We start from the raw sequence: 24,526 nt of genomic DNA on the forward strand, positions 1-24,526 counted from the left end.
GATTATTGATAGCTGCCGGCGCTTGCCACATAAGCGCTGCGGCCTGTTTTTGCTTGAAATGCACTGCCTCGGCTTCGGCCCGCATCGGTCGCGCCGTCACGCCCGGTCGCAGCGCCGGGCGCGCCAGCGCAGCGGTCGTTGCGGCCCGCCGCGTTACCCTTTGTCCCTGCGGCGACAAGACTGTTTGCAGCAACGCCCCGTCATCTTCCAAAATGCACGGGTTATCCCCGCGCGCGGATCAGGCCTGATCCGCGCCTCACAACAAGCAGGAGCCATTGCCCATGACCGCCGAATACAAGGTCCAAGGTGACGTCGCCGTCATCTCCATGAACAACCCTCCCGTCAACGGCCTCGGCTACGAGACGCGCGTGGGCATCACCAACGGGCTGGAAAAGGCCAACGCCGATCCGGCGGTGAAGGCCATCGTGCTCACCGGCGCGGGCAAGGCCTTCTCGGGCGGTGCCGACATCAAGGAATTCAACTCGCCCAGGGCCATGCAGGAGCCGATCCTGCTGTCGGTCATCACCGCGGTCGAGAATTCACAGAAGCCCGTGGTCGCCGCCGTGCATTCCGTCGCCATGGGCGGCGGGCTGGAGTTGGCGCTGGGCGCGCACTACCGCATCGCCGCACCGGGCGCCAAGATCGCGCTGCCCGAGGTCAAGCTGGGCCTGATTCCCGGCGCCGGCGGCACCGTGCGCCTGCCGCGCGTGCTGGGCGCCGAGACGGCGCTGAACATGATCGTCAAGGGCGACCCGGTGAACAGCGAAGTGCTGGCCGGTCTGCCGGGCCAGAAGCTGTTCGACAAGATGGCGGCGTCGCCCGAGTCGCTGCTCGACGAGGCCATTGCCTTCGCCAGGGAAGTGGCCGCCAAGGGTGGCGAGCTGCCGCTGGTGCGCCATCTGCCGTGCAAACACCCGCAGGGGCCGGCGTACTTCCAGTTCGCGCGCAACATGGTGCGAGGCATGGCCAAGAACTTCCCCGCGCCCGAGAAGTGCGTGGACGCGGTCGAAAACGCCACCAAGCTGAAGTTCGACGACGCGCTGGCGAAAGAGCGCGAGATCTTCATCAACCTGATGCAGACGCCCGAGTGCAAGGCGCTGCGCCACATCTTCGCCGCCGAGCGCGCTGCCAGCAAGATCCCGGACGTAGGCAGCGACGTGAAGCCGCGCGCCGTGAACAAGGTGGCCGTCATCGGCGCCGGCACCATGGGCGGCGGCATCTCGATGAACTTCCTCAACGCCGGCATTCCGGTGACGATCCTCGAGACCAAGCAGGAAGCGCTGGACCGCGGCCTGGCCACCATCCGCAAGAACTACGAGTCGCAGGTCAAGCGCGGCAAGCTGAAGCAGGACAAGTACGAGCAGCGCGTGGCCCTGCTCACGCCCACGCTGAAGTACGAGGACATCGCCGATGCCGATCTGGTGATCGAGGCCGTGTTCGAGGAAATGGGCGTGAAGGAGCAGGTGTTCAAGAAGCTCGACGAGGTGATGAAGCCCGGTGCCATCCTGGCCAGCAACACCTCCACGCTCGACGTCGACAAGATCGCCGCCTTCACCAAGCGCCCGCAGGACGTGGTCGGCATGCACTTCTTCAGTCCGGCCAACGTGATGAAGCTGCTGGAGGTGGTGCGCGGCGCCAAGACCGCCAAGGACGTGCTGGCCACCGTGATGGCCATTGCCAAGAAGATCAGGAAGACCGCCGTGGTTTCGGGCGTGTGCGACGGCTTCATCGGCAACCGCATGATCGAGCAGTACAGCCGTCAGGCCGGCTTTTTGCTGGAGGAGGGCGCCACGCCGCAACAGGTCGACAAGGCGATCGAGAAGTTCGGCTTCGCCATGGGCCCGTTCCGCATGGGCGACCTGGCCGGCAACGACATCGGCTGGGCCATCCGCAAGCGCCGCTATGTCGAGAAGCCCGACATGAAGTACAGCAAGACCGCCGACCTGCTGTGCGAGATGGGCCGCTACGGCCAGAAGACCGGCGCCGGCTGGTACGACTACCAGCCCGGCAAGCGCGACGCCATCCCGTCCAAGCTGGTCGAGGAGATGGTCGAGAAGCACCGCAAGGATCAGGGCATCACGCCGCGCAAGATCAGCGATCAGGAGATCGTCGAGCGCCTGGTGTATTCACTCGTCAACGAAGGCGCGCGCATCGTCGAGGACGGCATCGCCAGCAAGGCCAGCGACCTCGACATGGTGTACCTGACGGGGTACGGCTTCCCGATCTGGCGCGGCGGCCCCATGAAGTACGCCGACCAGATGGGCCTGTTCAACGTGGCCGAAAGCATGAAGCGCTTTGCCCGCAACCCCAACGACGACGCCAAGTTCTGGCAACCCGCGCCGTTGCTGGCCAAGCTGGTCGCCGAAGGCAAGACTTTCAACTAAATACGGCTTCAGCCATTGATACACAAGCGCAAGCAGCTATAAATACAGGAGTATTGCAATGACCTCGGCCGTTATCGTTTCCACCGCCCGCACGCCCCTTGCCAAGAGCTGGAAGGGTTCCTTCAACATGACCCATGGCGCCACGCTGGGCGGCCATGCCGTCAAGCACGCCATCCAGCGCGCCGGCATCGACGCCGCCGAGGTGGACGACGTCATCATGGGCTGCGCCAACCCGGAAGGCGCCACCGGCATGAACATCGCGCGCCAGATCGCGCTGATGGCCGACTGCCCCATCACCACCTCGGGCATGACGGTGAACCGCTTCTGCTCGTCGGGCCTGCAGACCATCGCGCTGGCCGCGCAGCGCATCATCGCCGGCGAGGCCGATGTGTTCGTGGCCGGCGGTGTCGAAAGCATCTCGTGCGTGCAGCAGGAGATGAACCTGCACATGATCCAGGACCCGAACCTGGTGGCCAAGAAGCCCGAGATCTACTGGAGCATGCTGCAGACCGCCGAGCAGGTGGCCAAGCGCTACAACATCGGCCGCGACGCCATGGACGAATACGGCGCCGCCAGCCAGCAGAAGGCCTGCGCCGCGCAGGCCGCCGGCAAGTTCGACGACGAGATCGCCCCCATCACCGTCACCGCCGGCGTGGCCGACCCGGTGATGGGCCTGCGCACCAAGGAAGTGACGGTGAGCAAGGACGAGGGCACGCGCGAAGGCACCACCAAGGAAGGCATCGCCGGCATCCGTTCGGCGCTGCCCGGTGGCGTCATCAGCGCCGGCAACGCCAGCCAGTTCAGCGACGGCGCGGGCGCCTGCGTGCTGGTGAGCGAGGAGTACGCCAGCAAGAAGGGCCTGATGCCGCTGGGCCGCTTCCTCGGCTTCGCTGTCGCCGGCTGCGAGCCCGACGAGATGGGCATCGGCCCGGTGTTCGCCGTGCCCAAGGTGCTCAAGAAGCTGGGCCTCACGGTCAACGACATCGACCTGTGGGAGCTGAACGAAGCCTTCGCCGTGCAGGTGCTGTACTGCCGCGACAAGCTGGGCATCCCGGCCGACAAGCTGAACGTGAACGGCGGCGCCATCGCCCTGGGCCACCCCTACGGCGTGAGCGGTCAGCGCCTGACGGGCCACGCGCTCATCGAAGGCAAGCGCCGCGGCGCCAAGAAGGTTGCCGTGACGATGTGCATCGGCGGCGGCATGGGCGCTGCGGGCATCTTCGAAGTGCTGTGATCTAACCACCCAACAGCCGGACGCAGAGGGCGCAAAAACTCGCAGAGGACGCAGAGAAAACCGAAGAGTCCTACGAACGCCTTTGGTTTCCCACACCCCATCTGGAAGTGGTTTTTTCTGCGTTCTCTGCGAAACCTTGGCGTCCTCTGCGTCCGGCTGTTTGGCTGTTCGGCTGTTGTTCTCAAAACCGGTAGACGATGAACCTGCGCCAGACCCTCGACTTTCTGCTTTACGACTGGCTCGACGCGCCGACGCTCACGCAGCGCCCGCGCTTTGCCGAACATTCGCGCGAGACCTTCGACGCGGTGATGGAAACCTGCGAGCGCATCGCGCGCGAGAAGTACGCGCCGTTCAACCGCCTGGTCGATACCGAAGAGCCGCGCACGGTGACCGAGCCCGATGGCAGCCTGCGCGTGGTGCTGCCGCAGGCCACGCACGACGCTCGCGCCGCCTATGCCGAATCCGGCATGCTGGCCGCCGCGCAGGATTACGAGCACGGCGGCATGCAATTGCCGTACGTCATCGAAGCGGCCGCCAACGCCTTCTTCGGCAAGGCGTCGATCAGCATCGGCTCCAACCTGCTCACGGTGGGCAACGCCAACCTGCTGATGGTGCACGGCACCGAGTTGCAGAAGCAGGTGTTCGCCGCCAACGAATTCAACGGCCGCTGGGCCGGCACCATGTGTTTGAGCGAGCCGCAGGCCGGCTCGTCCTTGAGCGACATCACCACGCGCGCCACGCTGGAAGATCAGGACGATCCGCTCGGCCCGCGCTACCGCCTGCGCGGCAACAAGATGTGGATCTCCTCGGGCGAGCACGAGCTGACCGAGAACATCGTGCACCTCGTGCTGGCCAAGATCCCGGGGCCGGACGGCAAGCTGATTCCGGGCGTGAAGGGCATCTCGCTGTTCATCGTGCCGAAGAAGCTGGTCGACACCGAGGGCAACTTGACCGGCGTGCGCAACGATGTGGCGCTGGCCGGCCTGAACCACAAGCTGGGCTGGCGTGGCACCACCAACACGCTGCTGAACTTCGGCGAAGGCCAGTTCAAGGTCGATGGCGAAGCGGGAGCCGTGGGCTACCTCGTCGGCCAGCCGCACCAGGGCCTGCGCTGCATGTTCCACATGATGAACGAGGCGCGCATCGCCATCGGCATGGCGGCGACCATGCTGGGCCTGGCGGGCTACGAGGCCTCGCTGGACTACGCCAAGACGCGCACCCAGGGCCGCCCCGTGGGCCCTGCCGGCAAGGACCCGAGCCAGCCACCGGTGCGCCTGATCGAGCATGCCGACATCAAGCGCATGCTGCTGATCCAGAAGAGCTATTGCGAAGGCGCGCTGGCGCTGCTGCTGTACTGCGCCAAGCTGGTCGACGAGCAGCACACCGGCGATGCCGCCCAGGCCGACGAGGCCCGCCTGCTGCTGGAAGTGTTGACCCCCATCGCCAAGAGCTGGCCGAGCGAGAACTGTCTGGAGGCCAACTCGCTCGCCATTCAGATCCACGGCGGCTACGGCTACACGCGCGACTTCTCCGTCGAGCAGTACTGGCGCGACAACCGCCTGAACATGATCCACGAAGGCACGCACGGCATCCAGGGCATGGACCTGCTGGGCCGCAAGGTGCTGATGGAGGAGGGCAAGGGCCTGCAACTGCTGGCCGCGCGCATCCAGGCCACCATCGCCAGGGCCAGGCCGCAGCCCGCGCTGTCGGCGCACGCCGACGCCCTGGCGCAGGCCCTGGCGCGCGTGGGCGCGGCGACGAAAGCCGCCTGGGCTACCGGCGAACCCACCGAGGCGCTGGCCAACGCCGTGCCCTACATGCAGGCCTTCGGTCACGTCGTGCTGGCGTGGATCTGGCTGGAGCTGTCGCTGGCCGCAGGCGCTTCAAAAGACGAAGCGCACCGCGCAGGCGTGGCGGGCGCAACGACCTATTTCTATCATTACGAATTGCCCAAGATTGACGCCTGGCTGCGCGTGGTGGAAAGCCGCGACATGACCTGTGCCAGCATGCCCGAGGCAGCGTTCTGAACACCGATACCCGAGGAAGCCCATGACCCGCACCATCCAGCAACTCTTCGATCTCAAGGGCAAGACCGCCCTCGTCACCGGCGGCTCGCGCGGCCTGGGCCTGCAGATGGCGCATGCGCTGGGCGAGGCGGGCGCGCGCATCATGCTCAGCTCGCGCAAGGCGAGTGATCTGGAAGAAGCCGTGGCCGATCTGCAAGCCGCCGGCATCGACGCGCGCTGGATCGCCGCCGACTGCGCCATCGAGGCCGACATCCACCGCCTGGCCGACGAGACGCTGGAGCGCATGGGCGACATCGACATTCTGGTGAACAACGCGGGCGCCGCCTGGGGCGCGCCGGCCGAAGACCACCCGCTGGAAGCCTGGGACAAGGTGATGAACCTCAACGTGCGCGGCTACTTCATCCTGAGCCAGCGCATCGCGAAGAAATCGATGATCGGCCGCAAGTCCGGTCGCATCATCAACCTGGCCAGCATCGCCGGCCTGGGCGGCAACCCGCCCGAGATGCAGACCATCGCCTACAACACCTCGAAGGGCGCGGTCGTCAACTTCACGCGCGCGCTGGCCTGCGAGTGGGGCAAGTACGGCATCACCGTCAATGCCATCTGCCCCGGCTTCTTCCCCAGCAAGATGACGCGCGGCACGCTGGAGAACCTGGGCGTCGACAAGCTGATTGCCAACGCGCCACTGCGCCGCCTGGGCGACGACGAGGACCTGAAGGGCATCACGCTGCTGTACGCCAGCGACGCCGGCAAGCACATCACCGGCCAGTGGCTGGCGGTAGATGGCGGGGTGAGCGTGGTGACCGGGGGATGAGGTTGATGTGGGTGCGCCGGTATATCTCCCTCTCCCCTCGGGGAGAGGGCAGGGGTGAGGGGGCAGCAGTCCCTTCCCGATCAATGGCCTGTGTGCCATGGACCTGTCTGACCCTCACCCCAACCCTCTCCCGCCAGCGGGAGAGGGGGCAACGACCTCACCGCCAAACACCATGAGCCTCGACTTCGGCGCCGTCATCCCCTTCGTCATCGAACTCGGCTTCACGCTGGAGAAGTTCGAGGGCGGTGAATCCGTCATGCACTACGCCCCCCGGCCCGAGCATTGCAACTCGTTCGGCGTCACGCATGGCGGGGCGGTGATGACCTTTCTCGACGTCATCATGGCCACGGCGGCGCGCAGCGTGCAGCCGGGCATGGGCGTGGTCACCATCGAGATGAAAACCAGCTTCATGCGGCCGGCGCCGGCGTCGAAGAACGGCGAACCGCTGGTCGGCCAGGGCCGGCTGATGCACCGCACGCGCAGCATGGCCTTTGTCGAAGGCTCGGTGTTCGACGCCAGCGGCCAGCTGTGCGCGCACGCCACCGGCACCTTCAAATACGTGCCGCCGGCCGAGCGGCCCGACCACACCAAGGGGCCGTTGCCCACCGACTGATTTTTCAAGCCAAATCGGCCTGCAGCGCTTATGCAGCAAGCGCTGGCAGCTATCAAACTGAAAGCAAAGGAGATTCCATGCCCAGCAACCGCCAGATCCTGCTCGACAACCGCCCCGAGGGCGAAGCCGTCGCCGGCAACTTCAAGCTCGTCACCACCGACACGCCCGCGCTGAAAGAGGGCGAAGTGCTGGTGCGCCACCACTACCTGAGCCTTGACCCCTACATGCGCGGCCGCATGAACGAGAGCAAGAGCTACGCCCAGCCGCAGCCGTTGGGCGAAGTGATGATCGGCGGCACGGTGGGCGAGGTCGTCGAATCGAAGCACCCGAAGTTCAAGACCGGCGATCAGGTCGTCGGCATGGGCGGCTGGCAAGAATACAGCGTGGTCGACGGCAACGCGCCGGGCATGCTGCGCAAGGTCGATACCACGCACGTGCCGCTGTCGTACTACCTGGGCGCCGTGGGCATGCCAGGCGTGACCGCCTGGTACGGCCTGACGCAGATCATCGCGCCCAAGGAAGGCGAGACCGTGGTGGTCAGCGCCGCCTCAGGTGCCGTGGGCAGTGCCTACGCCGCGCTGGCCAAGGCGCGCGGCTGCCGCGTGGTCGGCATCGCGGGCGGGCCGGAGAAGTGCGCCTACGCGGTCGATGAACTCGGCTTCGACGCCTGCATCGACTACCGCCAGCACCCCGACGTCAAAACCATGGCCAAGGCACTGAAGGAAGCCTGCCCGAACGGCATCGACGGCTACTTCGAGAACGTGGGCGGCTACATCCTCGACGCCGTGCTGCTGCGCACCAACGCCTTCGCGCGCGTGGCCGTGTGCGGCATGATCGCCGGCTACGATGGCGCACCGCTGCCGCTGCAGAACCCGGCGCTGATCCTGGTCAACCGCCTGAAGATCGAGGGCTTCATCGTCAGCGAGCACATGGAGCTGTGGCCGCAGGCGCTGCAGGAACTCGGCACGCTGGTCGCGCAGGGCAAGCTGAAGCCGCGCGAAACCGTGGCGCAGGGCATCGAGAGCGCGCCCGAGGCTTTCCTTGGCCTGCTCAAGGGCAAGAACTTCGGCAAGCAACTGGTCAAGCTGATCTGACCTCATGGGCGCTGGGCGTGCCGGCCGGCGCGCCCTGTGGTATCGCCACACGCTCCCGGGCACACGTGCACACCGCTCCCGCAGCACCTCGCGGCCACAATCCGCGCGTCTGTACCGAGGAGATGGCATGCACGCCCTGATTCACCAACTGGCCCGGCGCTTCGCGCTGGATGACGGCCGCACGCAGCGGCTGTGGGCGCTTTCCGGCCTGCACCGGCGACCCGATGCGCTGGCAACGCACCTACACCGCGGCCTGGCCGTGCTGGCAGCGATGCTGCTGGGGGCGGGCCTGATCTTCTGGGTGGCGGCCAACTGGCAGGAACAGACGCGCGCCTTCAAGCTGCACCTGCTGGAAGGCGCCGTGCTGGCCAGCGCGGGGGCTGCGCTGCTGTGGCCGCGCGGGCGCACGGCGCTGTTGCTGCTGGCCACGCTGGCGCTGGGTGGCTTGCTGGCCTTCGTGGGCCAGACCTACCAGACAGGCGCCGATGCCTGGCAGCTGTTCGCCACCTGGGCCGCGCTGGCGCTGGTGTGGGCGCTGGCCGTGCGGCGCGATGCGTTCTGGGCTGTGTGGCTGCTGATCACCGGCCTGGCGCTGGCGCTGTGGTCGGGCGATGCGCTGTTCAGCCCCTTGCAGACGCTGCTGGGCGGCCGTTCGTCGCGCAGTCTGCTCACGCCCGTGCTGTGGGTGGCGGTGTTCCTGCTGCCGCTGGCCTTGCCGCGCTTGCGTCTGCTGCGCGAAGGCGCTGCCACGGCGCCACTCAGCTGGCGGCTGGCGGCGTTGATGGCGCTGGGCGCCTGGTGTGCCTATGCCGTCTTCGGCCTGCTCATGCGCGACCAGCTCTGGCAGTACTTCTTCAACGGTCTGCTGGTGCTGGGTGCAGCGGCGCTGGCGTGGGCGCTGCGGCCGCGCGACTTCGTGGTGCTGGGTCTGTCGGTTCTGGCGCTGAACGTGGTGGTGGTGGGCGGCTTCGCGCGCCTGCTGCTGGACGGCGCGCGCGGCGACAGCGCTGGCGTGACGCTGCTGCTGACGCTGATCGCCGCCGTGTGCGTGGGCACCAGCGGCACCTGGCTGTACCGCCTGCAGCGCGAGGAGGGCCAGGCATGAGCGCCGCCGCAATGACCGAGCGCCGTCTTATCGAACGCGCGCAGGCTGAGGGTCTGCTGCCACCTGAAGCCCGTGCGGCCTGGCAGGACGAGGCCGGGCCTTCATGGATCATCACCGTGCTCAGCTTCATCGGTGCGCAACTGGTGGTGCTGCCGTTCATGGGCTTCCTGGGTCTGCTGGCCAGCCGCTTCTTCTTTCAGCCGCCGGGCGCGTTCGTCATGGCAGCGGTGCTGATCGGCGGCGCCGCGCTGCTGCTGCGCGCGCGGCCTGCGATGTTCGTCACGCAACTGGCGTTCAGTGCCTTGCTGGCGGGGCTGGCCCTGCTGGCGATCGGCTTCGAGGGCGCGCTGCACAACCCGCAGTTGCTGACCATCCTGCTGGTGCTGCTGGGGACGGCGCTGTCGACCCGCGTCGCCTGGGTGCAGCGCGTGCTGGGCTTTCTGGTTGCCGGCGTGGCGCTGGCGGTGGTGCTGTGGCCGCTGGGCGCGGGCCACGCCGCCAACGACTGGGCGCGGTGGGAGTGGCGCTTCAGCGCCTTCCCGATGGTCATCAACGCCGCGCTGCTGGCGCTGGGCTGGGCGCTGTGGGTGGCGCGCGAACCGCGCGTGTCGGGCCGCCCATGGGCCGGTGCGCTGCATGCGCTGGCCGATGGCGCCGGCGTGGCGCTGCTGCTCGCGGTGGCGTATGGCGCCACGCGCCACTTCTGGTTGCTGGGCATGCTGCGCGGCGGGCCGGCGGGCTCGGCTGACGTGCCCACGGCCGGGCTGGCACGCATCTTCGATCCGGGCTGGCCGCAGCTGCTGCAGATCGCGTTGGTGCTAGGCGCGGCGATCTGGCTGCTGCGCCACTGGCACCTGCGCGAACGCTTGCCGGCGCGCGAGCTGGTGCTGCTGGCGCTGTTGTATTCGGTGCTGTTGGTGGGCTGCCTGGTGGTGCCGCACATCGGCGTGGTGGCGCTGGTCGGTACGCTGGCGCTGGGCACCGGGCGGCGGCTGATGCTGGGGCTGGCACTGGCGGCCCTGCTGGCGCAGCTGTCGGGCTTTTATTACGCGCTCGACTGGCCGCTGGCCCACAAGGCGGCGCTGCTGGCCGGCCTGGGCGCGGCGCTGGGGCTGGCGCTGTGGGCCATGCGCGCGCCGCCGGCGGCCACGTCGCAGCAGGTCGAGCCGCCACGTCCGCATTGGTCTGCTCTTGTGTTGATAGCTGCTGGCGCGCTGCTGTCCTTGGGTTTGGTGCATTTCGATGTGCAGAAGAAGGAGCAGGTGATCGCCCAGGGCCAGAAGATCTACGTGCCGCTGGCGCCGCGCGATCCGCGCTCGCTGATGCAGGGCGACTACATGGCGCTGAACTTCGCTTTTCCTGAAGGCGTGCGCAAGGCGCTGAACGAGGACGACCGGCTGGGTCTGAATCGCCACGCCCAGGTGGTGGCGACGCTGGACGCGCGCGGTGTTGCCACGGTGCGGCGTCTGGCGCAGGATGGCGCACCGCTGGCCGCGGGTGAGCGCTTGTTGCCCGTCAAGCGACTCCAAGGTGACTGGGTTCTGGTCACGGATGCGTTCTACTTCCCCGAAGGGCAGGGCGAGCCATTCGCGCAGGCGCGCTTTGGCGAGTTCCGCGCCTTGCCCGATGGCCGCGCGCTGCTGGTGGGCCTGGCCGATGAACATCTGCAGCCGATCGCACCCGCGCCGCGCAAGCCACGACCTTGAGGAGAACCACATGGCCGCCACGCACGACGTCTTCAACCAGGTCACGCCGCTGGCCGACGTGAATCTGTTCGCCGGCAACCAGGCGCTGCAGGATGCGCTGAAGTTCAACGCCCCCGGCCTGAACACCGCGCCGCTGGCCGCGCTGGGCCAGTTGGCCGGCAGCGCGGCCATGCAGAACCACGCGCGCCTGGCCAACGTGCACACACCCGAACTGCGCACGCACGACCGCTTGGGCCACCGCATCGACGAGGTGGAATTCCACCCCAGCTACCACGCGCTGATGGCCGCCGCCACCGAGGCTGGCCTGCACGGCACGCCGTATGCGCCCGATGAGCAGGCCAGCGGCCACGCCCATGTGAAGCGCGCGGCGGCGTTCCAGCTGTTCACCGAACTGGAACCCTCGGTGCTGTGCCCGATCTCGATGACCTACGCCGTCACGCCCGCGCTGCGCGACAACCCGGCCATCTTCAAGGACTGGGCGCCCAGGCTGGCTGCCCGCGCCTACGACCCGGCGCTGAAGCCCTGGCGCGACAAACCCGGCGTGACGATGGGCATGGGCATGACGGAGAAGCAGGGCGGCTCGGACGTGCGCGCCAACACCACGCGCGCGGTGCACGATGGGCGTGACGCGTGGGGGGAGCGCTATCGGCTGACCGGCCACAAGTGGTTCTTCTCGGCGCCGATGTGCGATGCGTTTCTGGTGCTGGCGTATGTCGAAGGGATGGGCGAGGGCGGCCTGTCCTGCTTCTTCCTGCCGCGCGTATTACCGGACGGAACGCGCAACACGCTGCGCATCCAGCGCCTGAAGGACAAGCTGGGCAACCAGGCCAACGCCTCGTCAGAAGTCGAGTTCGACGGCACTCTCGCCTGGCTGGTGGGCGAGCCCGGCCGCGGCGTGCCGCAGATTCTGGCCATGGGCACCATGACGCGGCTCGACTGCGCGCTGGGCACCAGCGGGCTGATGCGGCAGGCGCTGTCGATCGCGCTGCACCACACGGCCGAGCGCAGCGCCTTCGGCAAGCGCCTGATCGAGCAGCCGCTGATGAAGAACGTGCTGGCCGACCTGGCGTTGGAGAGCGAAGCAGCCATTGCCTTGTCGATGCGGCTGGCGCGCGCCTTCGACCAGCAGGGCGACGAGCAGCAGCGCCTGCTGGCGCGCGTGCTCACGCCCATCGCCAAGTTCTGGATCACCAAGCGCGGCAGCCTGTTCGCGCAGGAGGCCATGGAATGCCTGGGCGGCAACGGCTACGTGGAAGAGGGCGGCGAGGGCATCCCCGCGCGCATCTACCGCGAGATGCCGGTCAACAGCATCTGGGAAGGCGCGGGCAACATCATGGCGCTGGACCTTCTGCGCGCCTTGCGCAAGGGCGACGTAGCCGCCGCGCTGGCGCATGAGCTGGCGCCAGCGCGCGGCCAGCATGCCGCGCTCGACCGCATGATCGACACGCTGCCCACGCTGATTGACCACCACGCCACCGAAGCCACCGCGCGCACGCTGGCACGCGACGTGGCGCTGACGGTGCAGGCCGCGCTGCTGGCGCAGACCGCGCCGTCCGCCGTGTTCGGCGCCTTCTGCGATTCGCGCATCGCGCAGCGGCACGACGTGTTCGGCACGCTGGGCGCGGGCGCCGGCGTGGATGCGCTGATCGCGCGGGCCATGCCGGCTTGACCACAAACAATGGGAGTATATGGTTTTAGCGCCCTACTGGCGGGCTCTAGAGCATGACTACCTTGGGAGTATATTTTTCAAACCTTACCACTGAATGGAGACCGATTGATGATCAGCGACTTCAAAGGCAAGACCGCCGTGTTGACCGGCGCCGGCTCGGGCTTCGGCCTGGAGTGCGCGCGCATCGCCGCGCAGCGCGGCATGAACGTGGTGCTGGTCGACATCCAGCCCGATGCGCTGGCCGCGGCCGAGGCCGAGATCAAGGCCCTGGGCGTCAAAACCCTGGCGCGCCGCGTCGACGTCAGCAAGGCGCCGGAGATGGACCAGCTGGCCCGGCAGGTGCAGGAAACATTCGGCGCGCCGCACTTCGTCTTCAACAACGCCGGCGTGGCGGTGGGCGGCCTGGTCTGGGAGAACACCGTCAAGGACTGGGAATGGGTGCTGGGCGTCAACTTGTGGGGCGTCGTCCACGGCGTGCGCGGCTTCACGCCGATGATGCTGGAGGCGGCCAAGGCCGACCCGGCGTACCAGGGCCACATCGTCAACACCGCCAGCATGGCCGGGCTGCTGACGCCGCCCAACATGGGCGTCTACAACGTCAGCAAGCACGCCGTGGTGGCGCTGACCGAGACGCTGTACCAGGACCTGAAGCTGGTGACCGACCAGATCAGCGCCAGCGTGCTGTGCCCGTACTTCGTCGCCACCGGCATCAGCCACAGCGAGCGCAACCGCCCCGGCGACATGCCCGCGGCCGAGATGACCGCCTCGCAGCGCATCAGCCAGGCGCAGACCGACAAGGCCGTGAGCAGCGGCAAGGTCACCGCCGCCGAGGTGGCGTACAAGGTGTTCGACGCCATCGCGCACGACCAGTTCTACGTCTTCAGCCACCCCAGGGCGCTGGGCAACGTCAAGTCGCGCACCGATGCGATCGTCGCCATCCATAACCCACCCGACCCGTTTGCCGAACGGCCGGAGATCGGCGTCGGCCTGCGCGCGGCGCTGCGTGGTCAAGCGGCTTGAGGTCGCGGCCCAGGGTGCGTTAACTATGGTTTGGATAGCTGCTTGCGCTCGCCCCGCTTGCGCTGCAGCCCGATTAGACCAATTTCTTCTGATGGGCCGATAGGCATTCGCGCCATCGGCCGACAGCCGCCGACGCACGCGGCGCCTACAGTGCCCCCATGCCGTCGGCACCAGCCCCTTTGTTCCTCGTCTTCAACGCGGCGTCCGGGCGCGGCGACACGCCCGATGTCAGCCGGCACGTGGCCGAGCGCCTGCGCGCCGCCGGCCGGCGGGCTGAATGCTTCGTCGCCCGCCAGCCGGGTGAACTGGGCGCCGTCATCGGTCGCGCCGTCAACGCCGCCCGCGATGCGCGCGGCATCGTGGTGGCGGCGGGCGGCGACAGCACGCTGAACGCTGTCGCGCAGGCGGTGTGGAACGCCGGCCTGCCGATGGGCGTGCTGCCGCAGGGCAGCCTCAACTACTTCGGCCGCACGCACGGCATGTCGACCGATCTGGATGCCGCGGTGGACGCCTTGCTGGGCGCGCGCGTGCAGCCGGTGCCGGTGGGCATGGTGGGCGAGCGACTGTTTCTGGTCAACGCCAGCGTCGGCCTGTACCCGCGCCTGCTGGAAGCGGGCGGGCAGCGCCATGGCCGCAGCCGGCTGGTGGCCTGGATCGCCGGGCTGGGCACGCTGCTGCGCGGCCGCAGCCTGATGACGCTGGAGCTGCACGACGGCACCGAAACCCGCGTGGTGCGCACGCGCACGCTGTTCGTCGGCCACAACGATCTGCAGCTGCGCGCCCTGGGCCTGCGCGAACCGCTGGCCGCCGAAGCAGGGCGCCTGCTCGCCATCACCCTGCCGCCGGCGCCGCCGCTCGCCACGCTGTGGCGAATGCTGCGCGGCAGCATCGGCCGGCTGGACGGTGCCGCGCGCGTGGACAGTTTCTCCGTCGATCGGCTGGTGGTGCAGCCAGGCCGGGGCAGTGGCGGCATGCAGCTCGCCATCGACGGCGAGCTTGCGCACTTGCCGGCGCCGCTGGTGTTTCAGCTCGCGCCCCGGCCGCTGCGTCTGCTGGTGCCCACGGCCGCGCGCGGACTGCCCGGTCTGGCCGCGCAGTAGCACCCGCGGCTTCAGCGCGGTACCGTGTTGAGCCGGCGCTGCCATTCGTCGGGCAGCAGGTCGAACAACGGCGTTGGGTCGCGGTACATCATGGTGGAGAGCGAGCGCGTGTCCAGCTGCGGCAGGTTGTTGGCCGTGTCCAGCCAGGCCAGCTGCGACATCCAGGCGATGTTGATCGTGCCATCGGGCTGCGGGCGGGATGTGATCAGCGCCAGCATGCGCTTGGCCGCGGCACTGCCCTGGGCGGCAGCGGCCTGGTACAGCCGCATGGCTTCCGCGTAGTTGGCAGGCACCACGACGCCACGGTGCGCGCGCTGGGCTCTTTCCAGCAATCGATCGGCCTCCGTCGCGGCGGCCGACGCCGGCCGCGCATCCTTCAGATCGAGCAGTTTCAGATTGGCCGCGGCCGCGCGGGAGTGCGGCGCCGCGGCCTGCAGATGTTGGCGCGCGCTGCGCAGATCGCCGTTGACGATGGCCTCCAGCCCCAGCTCTATATGCGCCTGCGTATCGCCCTCGGCTGCGGCGCGTTCCAGCATCTGGCGCAGGGGCAAGCGCAGGCTGGTCACGCCCTGGGGGTCACTGGAGCGCACGGCAAGGGGTTGTGCGCGGCTCTCCAGCACCCATTCCAGATAGAGCGCCCGGGCACGGTGGTGCGCACGCAGTTTGTTGATGGCCTGCCGCGCGGCCGACGTGTCGGGCGGCCCCGCGCAGCCATCAAGTGCGCACCAGGCCAGGCCGGCGTTGGCCAGCGGCTGGCGTCCGAAACGCGTTGCGCGCTCGAACCACATCTGCGCCGAGGCCGTCGAGCGCGGCCCTGCGCCGCCGTGCAGGTCGATCAGCCCCAGCGTCCAGGCGGCATTGGCCGCCGCATTGGTGCTGCCGAAGCCCGACCGGGGTTGTGCCTGGCGGCGCAGCAGGTCCAGATCCCTGCGCACGGCAGGATCGGCCAGAAGGTTGCTCGTCTGACGCGCCTCCGGCAGCGCGGGCGATGCCGGCGCACGCACAGGCCCCAGTTGAGGGTCGGCAGCTCGCTGAGAAGGATTGGCCACCGGATCGGCTGGCGGCAACGGGTTGCGCGGCAAGCTGACGGCCGGCGCCTGACCGCTGGGCGCCTGGACATCCGGCACCCTTGCGGTCGGCGCCTGGATCTCAGGCAGCGTTGCCGCCCGCGCTGCTGCCTGTACCGATACGCAGGCGATCAGCAGGCTCGTGGCGACCATGCCCATGCGCCAGTCCGCGCCGCGCGGGGTGGCGCATCCGGCGGGCCCGCATGTTGACGCTGCGGTGCTCATGGCCCGTGCGTCGCCTTACTGGGCGGCGCCGTTCTTGCCCGCTGCGGCTGCGGCAGCGGGGCGCGCCGGCAGGATGCGCCATTCCAGGGTCTGCGCGGCCATGTTGCCGGCACCCACCGCGGCCTCGAATTGCTCACGCAAGGCTTGCAGCGACGCGACGCCCTGCATGCGGGTCAGCGCGGGCACGTTCAGCTCAGGCGGCATCTTCAGCATCGGGTCTTCGTTGGTGGCCACGCACATCAGCGCTTCCGAGCCCTTGGCGCCTGCGGTCAACACGAACGCCGGATAAGGCACCATCCAGTCGGGCAGCCGGATGGCCTGATTGGCCGACACCAGCGATTCGGGACTCAGCATGTTGGGCTGGATCTTGACGATGTTGCCATTGGCGTCGTTGATGTAGCAGAACAGGTGTGCGGCACGCGAAATCGTCGCCGACGCAAAGATGTGCGTCCCCGCCTCGAAAGCCGTGCGGTCCCGGCTGGTGTTCTCGATCTGCAGATCGATCGTGAAGGGTTCGATCTTCGTCTGGCCAGCACTCAACTCGGCCCATCCGACGCGCGCCAGCTGCCCGTCTTCGCCCACGGCCACGAAATCGCGCAAAGCGCGCTCATAGACGGGGAAGTCGATCTCGCCCGTGACCACCGCACCCACATCGGCCTGGAAGCGGCCGACCGCTTCGCGCAGCAGGGCGTGGCCCGGTGGCAGTGCCGTTTCGGACGCTGCGAGGTAGCCTCGGCTCGCCAGATAGCGCTGCACCATGCGCGAGCGCGTGGTGCGGTCGCCCTCGTCGTACCACACGCGCAGCTGGCGCTGGAATTCGGGGTGGGTGTTGTCCAGCGTCAGGCAGCGCCAATAGGGCAGGTGGGTCCACTTGCCCGCCAGCTCGATCGCGGCCAGCTCCACCAGGGTGCGCATCGCCGCGCCCGAGCCCTGCACGAGGTCGCGGCCGACGTTGAACTGCACACCGTAGGTACCAATGCGGCCGGCCAGATCCAGCCCCTGGCCCGAGGTGCCCATGATGACCTCGTTGGCCGAGTCCAGCCCTGGGATCAGCGTGCGCGTGCGAAAGTCGCCCAGGTGCATCTCCAGCCCGATGATGGTGGCGGCGCGGCTGCGGTCGTAGCCGGCTTCGATGCGCGCGCCCGAAAGCCCTGCACTGTGCCGGTTGCTCAGCACGTTCTGATCGACGAAGGAAATGGCACCGGACACATACAGCGCCGGACGCTGCAACTCCATCTGGTTGTTGTTGAGCAGGATGGTGGTCAGGTTCTGCACCGTGTCCTGGCGCGCGATGTCGACCTCGAAATCGACGTAGCGGAACGCATTCGACTGGCGCGACATCTGCGACAGCGCGGTGATCACCATTTCCTTGGCCGCCACCGGCACGCGCCCCGAGAAATCGGGGATGTACTTGCTGGTGATCAGCGTGGTCGGCACCTCGGCGTCGCGCATCATCCGGTCCATGCAGACCAGCGAGTCGCTGAAGCTGGACATCGAGCGGACCGGCCGCGTGGCGGGCCGGTCGGTGGCACTGGCGTAGGACTGGAAGAGGGCATCCTCCTTGGGCGACAGCGGGGTGGCGCAGCCCGAGAGGACGGCGACCGCGGCCAGAGCGCAGAACAGCAATGTCCGCGCTTTCCCTCCGCGTTCGGCAGCGCCCGAGAAGTTGCCGTGTCCCATGATGTCCTCCCTCCGCTCTGGCGAGCCTCTCAGTTGCTGGTGCTGGCGGCGTGCCGCGCAGCTTCTTATTTGCAGATGGTGACCACGTCGCCGCGCAGCACCGCGATCTGGTCTCCACCACTCATGCCGTAGCGGCCTGAAGGGCCGGCTGCGGTAGGGGCGATGGTGTTGCTCGCCACTTCCGTGGTGCAGGTGCGCTGCAGGGCGTTGCCGGTCTGCCGGCTGACGACATCGCGCTCGGTTTGGACAGTTCCGCTGCCGCCTTCGAGCGCGGAAAAAGCCTTGGCTTCATAGCGCGATACCTTGGCCTGCAGCCAGGACGGAATATCCGTTTCGTTTTCGATTTGCCCCGAGGGCTGAAACGGCGGAGCGGGCAGGGCCAGGTAGCTGACCTGACCGTTCAGCATGATCGGGTCCGAGCCGGGGGCGAACTGCGCCCAGCCGCTCTGCGCAGCGCAAAGCAGAACCAGGCCAGGGGCGATGGACAGGAGCTTGAGCTTCATGGCAATCCCCTTTCGACAAGAATAAAAACGGCGGAACCGGGACGGGGGCCACCGGTTCCGCCGTGCGCTTCAGGCCCTTTGATCGCTCATTCGCAGGTCAGGCAGGCGTTGTTGCTGGAGAAGTTCTGCACCGCCCTGGATCCGGTGCCAGTGGCCTTGGCAGCCAGGAAGGCGCCCTTGCCGAGGACGATCTGCAGTTGGTCGGCGCCGACGCCGACCGAGCCCACGTTGCTGGCCAGGTTGTTGTTCGCATACGAGTCGCTGGCACTTGCGTAAGCCAGCACGCCACTGTTCTTGAGCGCAGTGATTTGGGTCGACTCGACGCCCTGGTCGATCAGCACGCCGCTGGTGTTGCTGGACATGTTGTTGACGGCCTTGGAGTCGGCGCCACTGGCCCAGGCGATGGAAGCGGTGTTTTTCAGCGCGGTCACCTGGATGGTCGGGCCCTTCAGGACGATGTCGTGGGCGCACAGGTCGCAGGCCTCAGGCGTCGGCGAAGGAGACGGAGCCGGTGGATCCTTCGGCTTAAAACTTGCGTCTTGGGCCATCGCAGACGTGGCGACAAACGCAGCGGTCAGGAAAAGCAGTTTCGCGTTCATGATGAGATCCTCCAAAGGTGTGGTGAGACACGGATCCGGAGCGGCGGGCGAATTCCAGCAGTTCCGGGGGGTGACTCCGCCGCATCCGGCCTCCCTGTTTTTTCGGTGCTCGTCATGCGGTGTCGTCGGGGTGCAGTGTCCTGCGCATTCAGCCCGACACCAATCGCTACAAATGGATACGTCGTATGGTGGACATGTGGCATGTGTTTGGGGGCTCCAACCTCGCGGATCATGGCTCACTACAACAGCGCGCAGCTCCTGCTTGGATAGCATTCAACGGATTTCGATGGGGTAGTAACAAAAAGTGTTTATTGCAAATATTGGAAAAGAAGCGCAGGATATCCCTCTTCGATGTTGTGACAAAGCCTAAGTTTTTGTGCAAAGTTCACAACTTGTGCGCAGGAGATGTTTACAAACTCCGCGTTCAGCTCCCGAGTCGCAGGCGTCGCAGGCTTGGAGGGGTTACAGATGTTTCGAAACGCAGGCGCCGGGGGGATCGACATGAGCACAACCAACATGGACTGGAGGGACCCGGCGTCACCGGGCCGTGGGGGCAAGGCAGTTGACAAGCCTGCAGCACCGATGACTTTCGGATCGAGCTGGCCCGACTTCCTCATCGGCCAGCCCGATCAGCCGGTGCAGGTGCTGCTGGTGGACGACGACCCCCACATGCGCCGCGTGGTGTCGCAGGAGTTGCTGACCGACCCCCGCATCCACCTGGTGGGCCAAGGGGCGTCGCTGCGCGAGGGCAAGCGCCTGATTGCGCTGCACGAGTTCGATGTCATGCTGGTCGACCTGAACCTGGGCGACGGCACCGGGTTCCAGCTGATCGAATACATGAAAAGCATGCGGCCGGTGGCCGAGGCGGTGGTGGTGTCGGCCATGGAAGACGAAGAGCACGCCATTCACGCGTTCGAATTGGGCGCCACGGGTTATCTGATCAAGAACTCCTGGTTCGGCAGCTTCCCGCAAGCGGTGCTGCAGGTGGTCAACGGCGGGGCGTCGATCACACCCAACCTGGCGCGCCGGCTGATGAAGCGGCTGGATGGCAGCCCACGGGCTGCCGGCGTGCCCGCGCATGCCAGCCGCGGCGCGGCCTCGGGCGAGAAGCTGTCGGATCGCGAGCGCGAGATCCTGCGGCTGGTGGCCACGGGCCACACCAGTTGCGAGATCGGCAAGCGCCTGGGCATCAGCGACCAGACGGTGAACACGCACATCAAGAACATGTACCGCAAGCTGCAGGTTCGAACGCGAGCGCAGGCCGTGAACCTGGCGTCGATGCGTGGCCTGCTGTAGTGAGCGCTGTCGACGCGCAGGCCGTTTGACGTCGCGGCAGTGCCGGCCATGACCGGCAGGAGGGCCGGATAGCCATGTCCATCATGTGGCCGGTGCTGTTGCTGAGCCTCGGCCTGGCGGGCTACGCCCTGCTGGGCTGGCGCCAGCGTGGCGATACGCGCGATCTGCGCTATGGCCTGGCGCTGCTGGCCTGGTCCGCCCTGCTGGCGGCCGGCGAACTGGGGCGTCTGGGTGCCCCGGATGAAGTGGTGCGGGCCGCCACACGGGGCAGCTATCAACTCACGATCCTGGCCGTGTCGGCCTTCCTGATGGCCTGGGTGCGGGGCCTGGGCTGGGGCGACAAGGTGCTGATGGCCAGTCAGGCCGCGCTCGGCCTGTTTCTGGCGCCGCTGCAGGCGGCCGCGCTGCCGGCCGGATGGGGCCAGGCGTGGTTCTGGGTCAATGCGCTGGGCATCACCGCCCTGGTGCTGCGCCTGGCGCACGCCATCTGGCGCCGCACCGATGCCGAGAGCTGGATGGTGCTGCTGGTGGCCGTGCTGGGCCTGGGCGTGGTGCTGACCGACCTGCGGCAGGCCGCTGATGGGCCGGCACTGGTGTCGGTCTCGCACTACTTCTTTGCGGTGGCGCTGTTCGTACTGTGGCTGGCGCTGACGCAGCGCGTCGGCAACTCGCGCAGATCGATCGGCGAGGGCGGCTCGTCTGCGCACCAGGTGCAACGCCAGCTGGCCCAGGACCTGCACGATGGCGTGGGCTCGCAGCTGACCACCCTCATCTCGGCGCTCGATGCCGGCTCGCCCGAGCAGCGCGCCACCGCCGCCACGCTGCAGCAATGCCTGCTGGAGCTGAAGCTCCTGGTGGATGGCATCAACGAGGAGGGCTCGGTCGTCAGTCACCTGGCCAGCCTGCGCTATCGCATGCAGCCGTTGCTGGCTGCGGCTGGCATGGATCTGCAATGGCGCCTGGTCGATGAGGAGCAGCTCGAGCGCGCGCAAGGGCCCGCCGCGCGCCAGGTGCTGCGCGTGGCGCAGGAGGCGCTGGCCAACGCCGTGCGGCATTCCGGCGCCGACACCGTGGTGCTGAGCTGCTGCCACATGAACAGCGCCGACGCGCTGCTGCTGGAAATCGCCGACAACGGCAAGGGCATGGCGTACGAGCGCTATGCGCGCACCGCGTCGTCGGGCGAACCGCACCGTGCGTCGCACGGGAAAGGCCTTTCGGGCATGGTGCTGCGCGCCAGCCAGATGCACGGCCAGCTGAGCGTGGAAAGCGCGCCGGGCGAGGGCACGCGCGTGCGCCTGCAGGTGCCCATGGCGGCGCTGATCCAGCCGACGGCGGAACGGCGCCGCGCCCCGGCCTGATCCTGCCCGTGCCGCCTGCGGCGCGCGGCATCTGCTGTGGCAAACTTCCCCGCTTTTTTCGACTCGCCGGGCGGCGCCATGCCGCCGCGCGGCACGCACGCATGCTTTCCATCACCGCCCAGATCGCCGCCGAGCTCAAAGTACGTGAAAACCAGGTCGCCGTGGCCGTCGAACTGCTCGACGGCGGCGCCACCGTCCCGTTCATCGCCCGCTACCGCAAGGAGGCCACCGGCGGCCTCGACGACGTGCAGATGCGCGAGCTGGAAGCGCGCCTGGCCTACCTGCGCGAGCTGCACGAGCGTCGCGCCGCCATCCTGACAAGCATCGACGAACAGGGCAAGCTCACGCCCGAGCTGCGCGCCGCCATCGACGCCGCGGCCACCAAGCAGGAACTGGAAGACCTGTACCTGCCCTACAAGCCCAAGCGCCGCACCAAGGGGCAGATTGCGCGCGAGTTCGGCATCGAGCCGCTGGCGGATCAACTGTGGGCCGATCCGACGCTGGATCCGCAAGAAGCGGCCAAGCCCTTCGTGAAGGCAGAGAAAGGCGAGGGCGGCGAAGACTTCACCACCATCCCTGCCGTGCTGGACGGCGTGCGCGACATCCTGAGCGAGCGCTGGGCCGAGGACGCCACGCTGGTGCAAGGCCTGCGCGAATGGCTGTGGGCCGAAGGCCTGCTGCAAAGCAAGCTGGCCGCCGGCAAGAACGAGAACGACCCCGAGGTCGCCAAGTTCCGCGACTACCACGACTACGACGAGCCCATCGGCCGCGTGCCCAGCCACCGCGCGCTGGCGGTGTTCCGTGGGCGGGCGCTGGAGATTCTGGATGCGAAGCTGGTGGTGCCGGAGGCCGTCAGCCCCTCACCCCAGCCCTCTCCCCAAAGGGGCGAGGGAGTCAACAGCCGAGGCGCTGCGGACTCGCTCCCTCTCCCGCGTGCGGGAGAGGGCAGGGGTGAGGGTGTGGCGTCGTCGGCCAAAGGCCCAGCCCCCAGCCTCGCCGAAGGCCGCATCGCCCTGCACCTGGGCTGGAGCCACCAGGGCCGCCCGGCCGACGACCTGCTGCGCAAGTGCGTGGCGTGGACCTGGCGCGTGAAGCTCAGCCTGAGCACCGAGCGCGACCTGTTCGCCCGCCTGCGCGAAGATGCCGAGCAGGTGGCCATCAAGGTCTTCGGCGACAACCTGCGCGACCTGCTGCTGGCCGCGCCCGCCGGCGCCAAGGCCGTCATGGGGCTCGACCCCGGCATCCGCACCGGCGTGAAGGTGGCCGTGGTTGATGCCACCGGCAAGCTGGTCGACACCGCCACCGTCTACCCGCACGAGCCGCGCAAGGACTGGGACGGCAGCGTGCACACGCTGGCCAAGCTGGTGGCCAAACACGGTGTGCAGCTCATCGCCATTGGCAACGGCACCGCCAGCCGCGAGACCGACAAGCTCGCGGGCGACCTGATCAAATTGGTGCAAAAACAGGCTGCAGCGCTTGCAGAACAAGCGCCACCAGCTATTGAAAAGATAGTAATCAGCGAAGCCGGCGCCTCGGTCTATTCGGCCAGCGAATACGCCAGCCAGGAACTGCCCGACGTGGATGTGAGTCTGCGCGGCGCCGCCAGCATCGCGCGCCGCCTGCAAGACCCGCTGGCCGAGCTGGTGAAGATCGACCCCAAGAGCATCGGCGTCGGCCAGTACCAGCACGACGTGAACCAGAGCGAACTGGCGCGCCAGCTCGACGCCGTGGTCGAGGACTGCGTGAACGGTGTCGGTGTCGATCTGAACACCGCCAGCGCGCCCCTGCTGGCGCGCGTGTCGGGCCTGTCGGGCACCGTGGCCAAGGCCGTGGTGCGCTGGCGCGAATCGCACGGCGCGTTCAGAAGCCGCCAACAGCTGCTGGAAGTCAGCGGCCTCGGCCCCAAGACCTTCGAGCAGAGCGCGGGCTTTCTGCGCATTCGCGGCGGCGACAACCCGCTGGACATGACCGGCGTGCACCCCGAGACCTACCCAGTGGTGGAGCAGATCATCGTCAAGACCGGCAAGCCCATCGACCAGCTCATGGGCCGCAGCGAACTGCTCAAGCCGCTCAAGCCCGAAGCCTTCGCCACCGAACAGTTCGGCGCCGTGACGGTGAAGGACATCCTGGCTGAGCTGGAAAAACCCGGCCGCGACCCGCGCCCCGACTTCAAGGTGGCGCGCTTCAACGAGGGCGTGGAAGACATTGCCGACCTCAAGGAGGGCATGGTGCTCGAAGGCACGGTGAGCAACGTCGCCCAGTTCGGCGCCTTCGTCGACCTGGGCGTGCACCAGGATGGCCTGGTGCACGTGAGCCAGCTGTCGAACAAGTTCGTCAACGACGCGCGCGAGGTCGTCAAGGCCGGCCAGATCGTGAAGGTGAAGGTGCTCGAAGTGGACGTGCCGCGCAAGCGCATCAGCCTGACGATGAAGCTGGACGCGCAGGCGCCGCGCCGCGATGGCCCACGCGAGAACCGCTTCGAGCACGCCGGCCGGGGCGACCGCGGCCGCGGTGGCTACGCAGGCGGGCAGGGCAGGGGCAACGCGCCCACGCCCCAGGGCGCCATGGCTTCGGCGTTTGAAAAGCTCAAGGGCTTGCAGAGCAAATAGGCCTGCATCGCTTGTCTGGTCAGCGCCAGCAGCTATTGAAACGAGAGCGAAAAACAGATTCGGTCCAGCATCCGGCACCGTGGGGCGCCGAATGCGCGGTGGTCATCAGGCCGGCTTGGGCCAGGTGGCCAAAGGTACCGAGGGCACAGCCACGGTCGGCAAAGGCACCGTGGGCAGTTCGCGCGGCACTTCATCGTCGGGGTCGCTCTCGGGTGCGTGGCGCGTCATCGCGCGAAGCGCCGTGGTGGCATGGGCCGCGCCGGTCATCAGCGACAACCAGCGGACGGTGAATTGGGTCAAGAGCTGGTGCATGGTTTGTCTTCTCCATACATCGGCAGAAAGGGCGGTAGTCGGAACCTGTTCCGCCCCGCGTGGTGGGGCATGGTGCGCCACGTCCCCACTATAGGTGCGAGGCCGCACGAA

Annotated in this window: 19 protein-coding genes; 14 read left to right on the forward strand and 5 right to left on the reverse strand. The window is 67.8% G+C overall.

What is annotated here, in order from left to right:
• The first annotated feature begins 281 nt into the window (after positions 1-281).
• The 11 genes from ACFSCU_RS12890 (at position 282) to ACFSCU_RS12940 (ending at position 14,766) form a co-directional block, all read left to right on the forward strand.
• On the forward strand, positions 282-2,384 hold the full coding sequence (locus tag ACFSCU_RS12890) for a 3-hydroxyacyl-CoA dehydrogenase NAD-binding domain-containing protein (RefSeq protein ID WP_377560896.1): 2,103 nt from the start codon (positions 282-284) through the stop codon (positions 2,382-2,384).
• 58 nt (positions 2,385-2,442) lie between these two features.
• Positions 2,443-3,618: an acetyl-CoA C-acyltransferase gene (locus ACFSCU_RS12895; protein ID WP_180551494.1), complete on the forward strand. Its 1,176-nt coding sequence runs from the start codon at positions 2,443-2,445 to the stop codon at positions 3,616-3,618.
• Between the two features lie 197 nt (positions 3,619-3,815).
• Positions 3,816-5,645, forward strand: coding sequence for an acyl-CoA dehydrogenase (locus tag ACFSCU_RS12900; RefSeq protein WP_377560897.1), 1,830 nt, complete (start codon positions 3,816-3,818; stop codon positions 5,643-5,645).
• A gap of 22 nt (positions 5,646-5,667) precedes the next feature.
• Positions 5,668-6,459: an SDR family oxidoreductase gene (locus ACFSCU_RS12905; RefSeq protein ID WP_180551495.1), complete on the forward strand. Its 792-nt coding sequence runs from the start codon at positions 5,668-5,670 to the stop codon at positions 6,457-6,459.
• A 172-nt stretch (positions 6,460-6,631) separates the two neighbouring features.
• Positions 6,632-7,072, forward strand: a complete 441-nt coding sequence (locus ACFSCU_RS12910) for a PaaI family thioesterase (protein WP_377560898.1) — start codon at positions 6,632-6,634, stop codon at positions 7,070-7,072.
• 77 nt (positions 7,073-7,149) lie between these two features.
• The gene (locus tag ACFSCU_RS12915; RefSeq protein ID WP_180551496.1) at positions 7,150-8,166 is read left to right on the forward strand and encodes an NADP-dependent oxidoreductase; all 1,017 of its coding nucleotides are present in this window, start codon (positions 7,150-7,152) and stop codon (positions 8,164-8,166) included.
• Positions 8,167-8,293: 127 nt separating this feature from the next.
• The gene (locus ACFSCU_RS12920) at positions 8,294-9,271 is read left to right on the forward strand and encodes a DUF2157 domain-containing protein (RefSeq protein WP_377560899.1); all 978 of its coding nucleotides are present in this window, start codon (positions 8,294-8,296) and stop codon (positions 9,269-9,271) included.
• Positions 9,268-10,977: a GDYXXLXY domain-containing protein gene (locus tag ACFSCU_RS12925; RefSeq protein ID WP_377560900.1), complete on the forward strand. Its 1,710-nt coding sequence runs from the start codon at positions 9,268-9,270 to the stop codon at positions 10,975-10,977. Before ACFSCU_RS12920 ends, ACFSCU_RS12925 begins: the two co-directional genes overlap by 4 nt.
• A gap of 10 nt (positions 10,978-10,987) precedes the next feature.
• Positions 10,988-12,646 carry an isovaleryl-CoA dehydrogenase gene (locus tag ACFSCU_RS12930; RefSeq protein WP_377560901.1) on the forward strand — a complete coding sequence of 553 codons (1,659 nt, stop codon included), beginning with the start codon at positions 10,988-10,990 and terminating at the stop codon, positions 12,644-12,646.
• A gap of 108 nt (positions 12,647-12,754) precedes the next feature.
• Positions 12,755-13,666 carry an SDR family oxidoreductase gene (locus ACFSCU_RS12935; RefSeq protein ID WP_180551500.1) on the forward strand — a complete coding sequence of 304 codons (912 nt, stop codon included), beginning with the start codon at positions 12,755-12,757 and terminating at the stop codon, positions 13,664-13,666.
• 158 nt (positions 13,667-13,824) lie between these two features.
• Positions 13,825-14,766, forward strand: coding sequence for a diacylglycerol/lipid kinase family protein (locus tag ACFSCU_RS12940; RefSeq protein WP_180551501.1), 942 nt, complete (start codon positions 13,825-13,827; stop codon positions 14,764-14,766).
• Between the two features lie 11 nt (positions 14,767-14,777).
• On the opposite strand, the gene ACFSCU_RS12945 is transcribed toward ACFSCU_RS12940, so the two are convergent.
• From ACFSCU_RS12945 to ACFSCU_RS12960, 4 genes are all read right to left on the reverse strand, one after another.
• Positions 14,778-15,992 (reverse strand): hypothetical protein, encoded by a 1,215-nt coding sequence (locus ACFSCU_RS12945; protein WP_377560902.1) that lies wholly within the window; start codon positions 15,990-15,992, stop codon positions 14,778-14,780.
• 81 nt (positions 15,993-16,073) lie between these two features.
• On the reverse strand, positions 16,074-17,738 hold the full coding sequence (locus ACFSCU_RS12950) for a peptidoglycan-binding domain-containing protein (RefSeq protein ID WP_180551503.1): 1,665 nt from the start codon (positions 17,736-17,738) through the stop codon (positions 16,074-16,076).
• Positions 17,739-17,803: 65 nt separating this feature from the next.
• Positions 17,804-18,241, reverse strand: coding sequence for a hypothetical protein (locus tag ACFSCU_RS12955; RefSeq protein WP_180551504.1), 438 nt, complete (start codon positions 18,239-18,241; stop codon positions 17,804-17,806).
• 86 nt (positions 18,242-18,327) lie between these two features.
• Positions 18,328-18,840 (reverse strand): hypothetical protein, encoded by a 513-nt coding sequence (locus tag ACFSCU_RS12960; protein WP_180551505.1) that lies wholly within the window; start codon positions 18,838-18,840, stop codon positions 18,328-18,330.
• Between the two features lie 582 nt (positions 18,841-19,422).
• On the opposite strand from ACFSCU_RS12960, the gene ACFSCU_RS12965 reads away from it, so the two are divergent.
• From ACFSCU_RS12965 to ACFSCU_RS12975, 3 genes are all read left to right on the forward strand, one after another.
• Positions 19,423-20,136, forward strand: a complete 714-nt coding sequence (locus ACFSCU_RS12965; RefSeq protein ID WP_377560903.1) for a LuxR C-terminal-related transcriptional regulator — start codon at positions 19,423-19,425, stop codon at positions 20,134-20,136.
• A gap of 74 nt (positions 20,137-20,210) precedes the next feature.
• The gene (locus tag ACFSCU_RS12970; protein ID WP_180551506.1) at positions 20,211-21,494 is read left to right on the forward strand and encodes a sensor histidine kinase; all 1,284 of its coding nucleotides are present in this window, start codon (positions 20,211-20,213) and stop codon (positions 21,492-21,494) included.
• Positions 21,495-21,595: 101 nt separating this feature from the next.
• Positions 21,596-24,103: a Tex family protein gene (locus tag ACFSCU_RS12975; RefSeq protein ID WP_377560904.1), complete on the forward strand. Its 2,508-nt coding sequence runs from the start codon at positions 21,596-21,598 to the stop codon at positions 24,101-24,103.
• Positions 24,104-24,208: 105 nt separating this feature from the next.
• Here ACFSCU_RS12975 and ACFSCU_RS12980 read toward each other — a convergent pair whose 3' ends face one another.
• The gene (locus ACFSCU_RS12980; RefSeq protein ID WP_180551507.1) at positions 24,209-24,415 is read right to left on the reverse strand and encodes a hypothetical protein; all 207 of its coding nucleotides are present in this window, start codon (positions 24,413-24,415) and stop codon (positions 24,209-24,211) included.
• Between the last annotated feature and the right edge of the window lie 111 nt (positions 24,416-24,526).

The organism is Ottowia beijingensis, assembly GCF_042680925.1.
Lineage (GTDB): Bacteria > Pseudomonadota > Gammaproteobacteria > Burkholderiales > Burkholderiaceae_C > Ottowia > Ottowia beijingensis.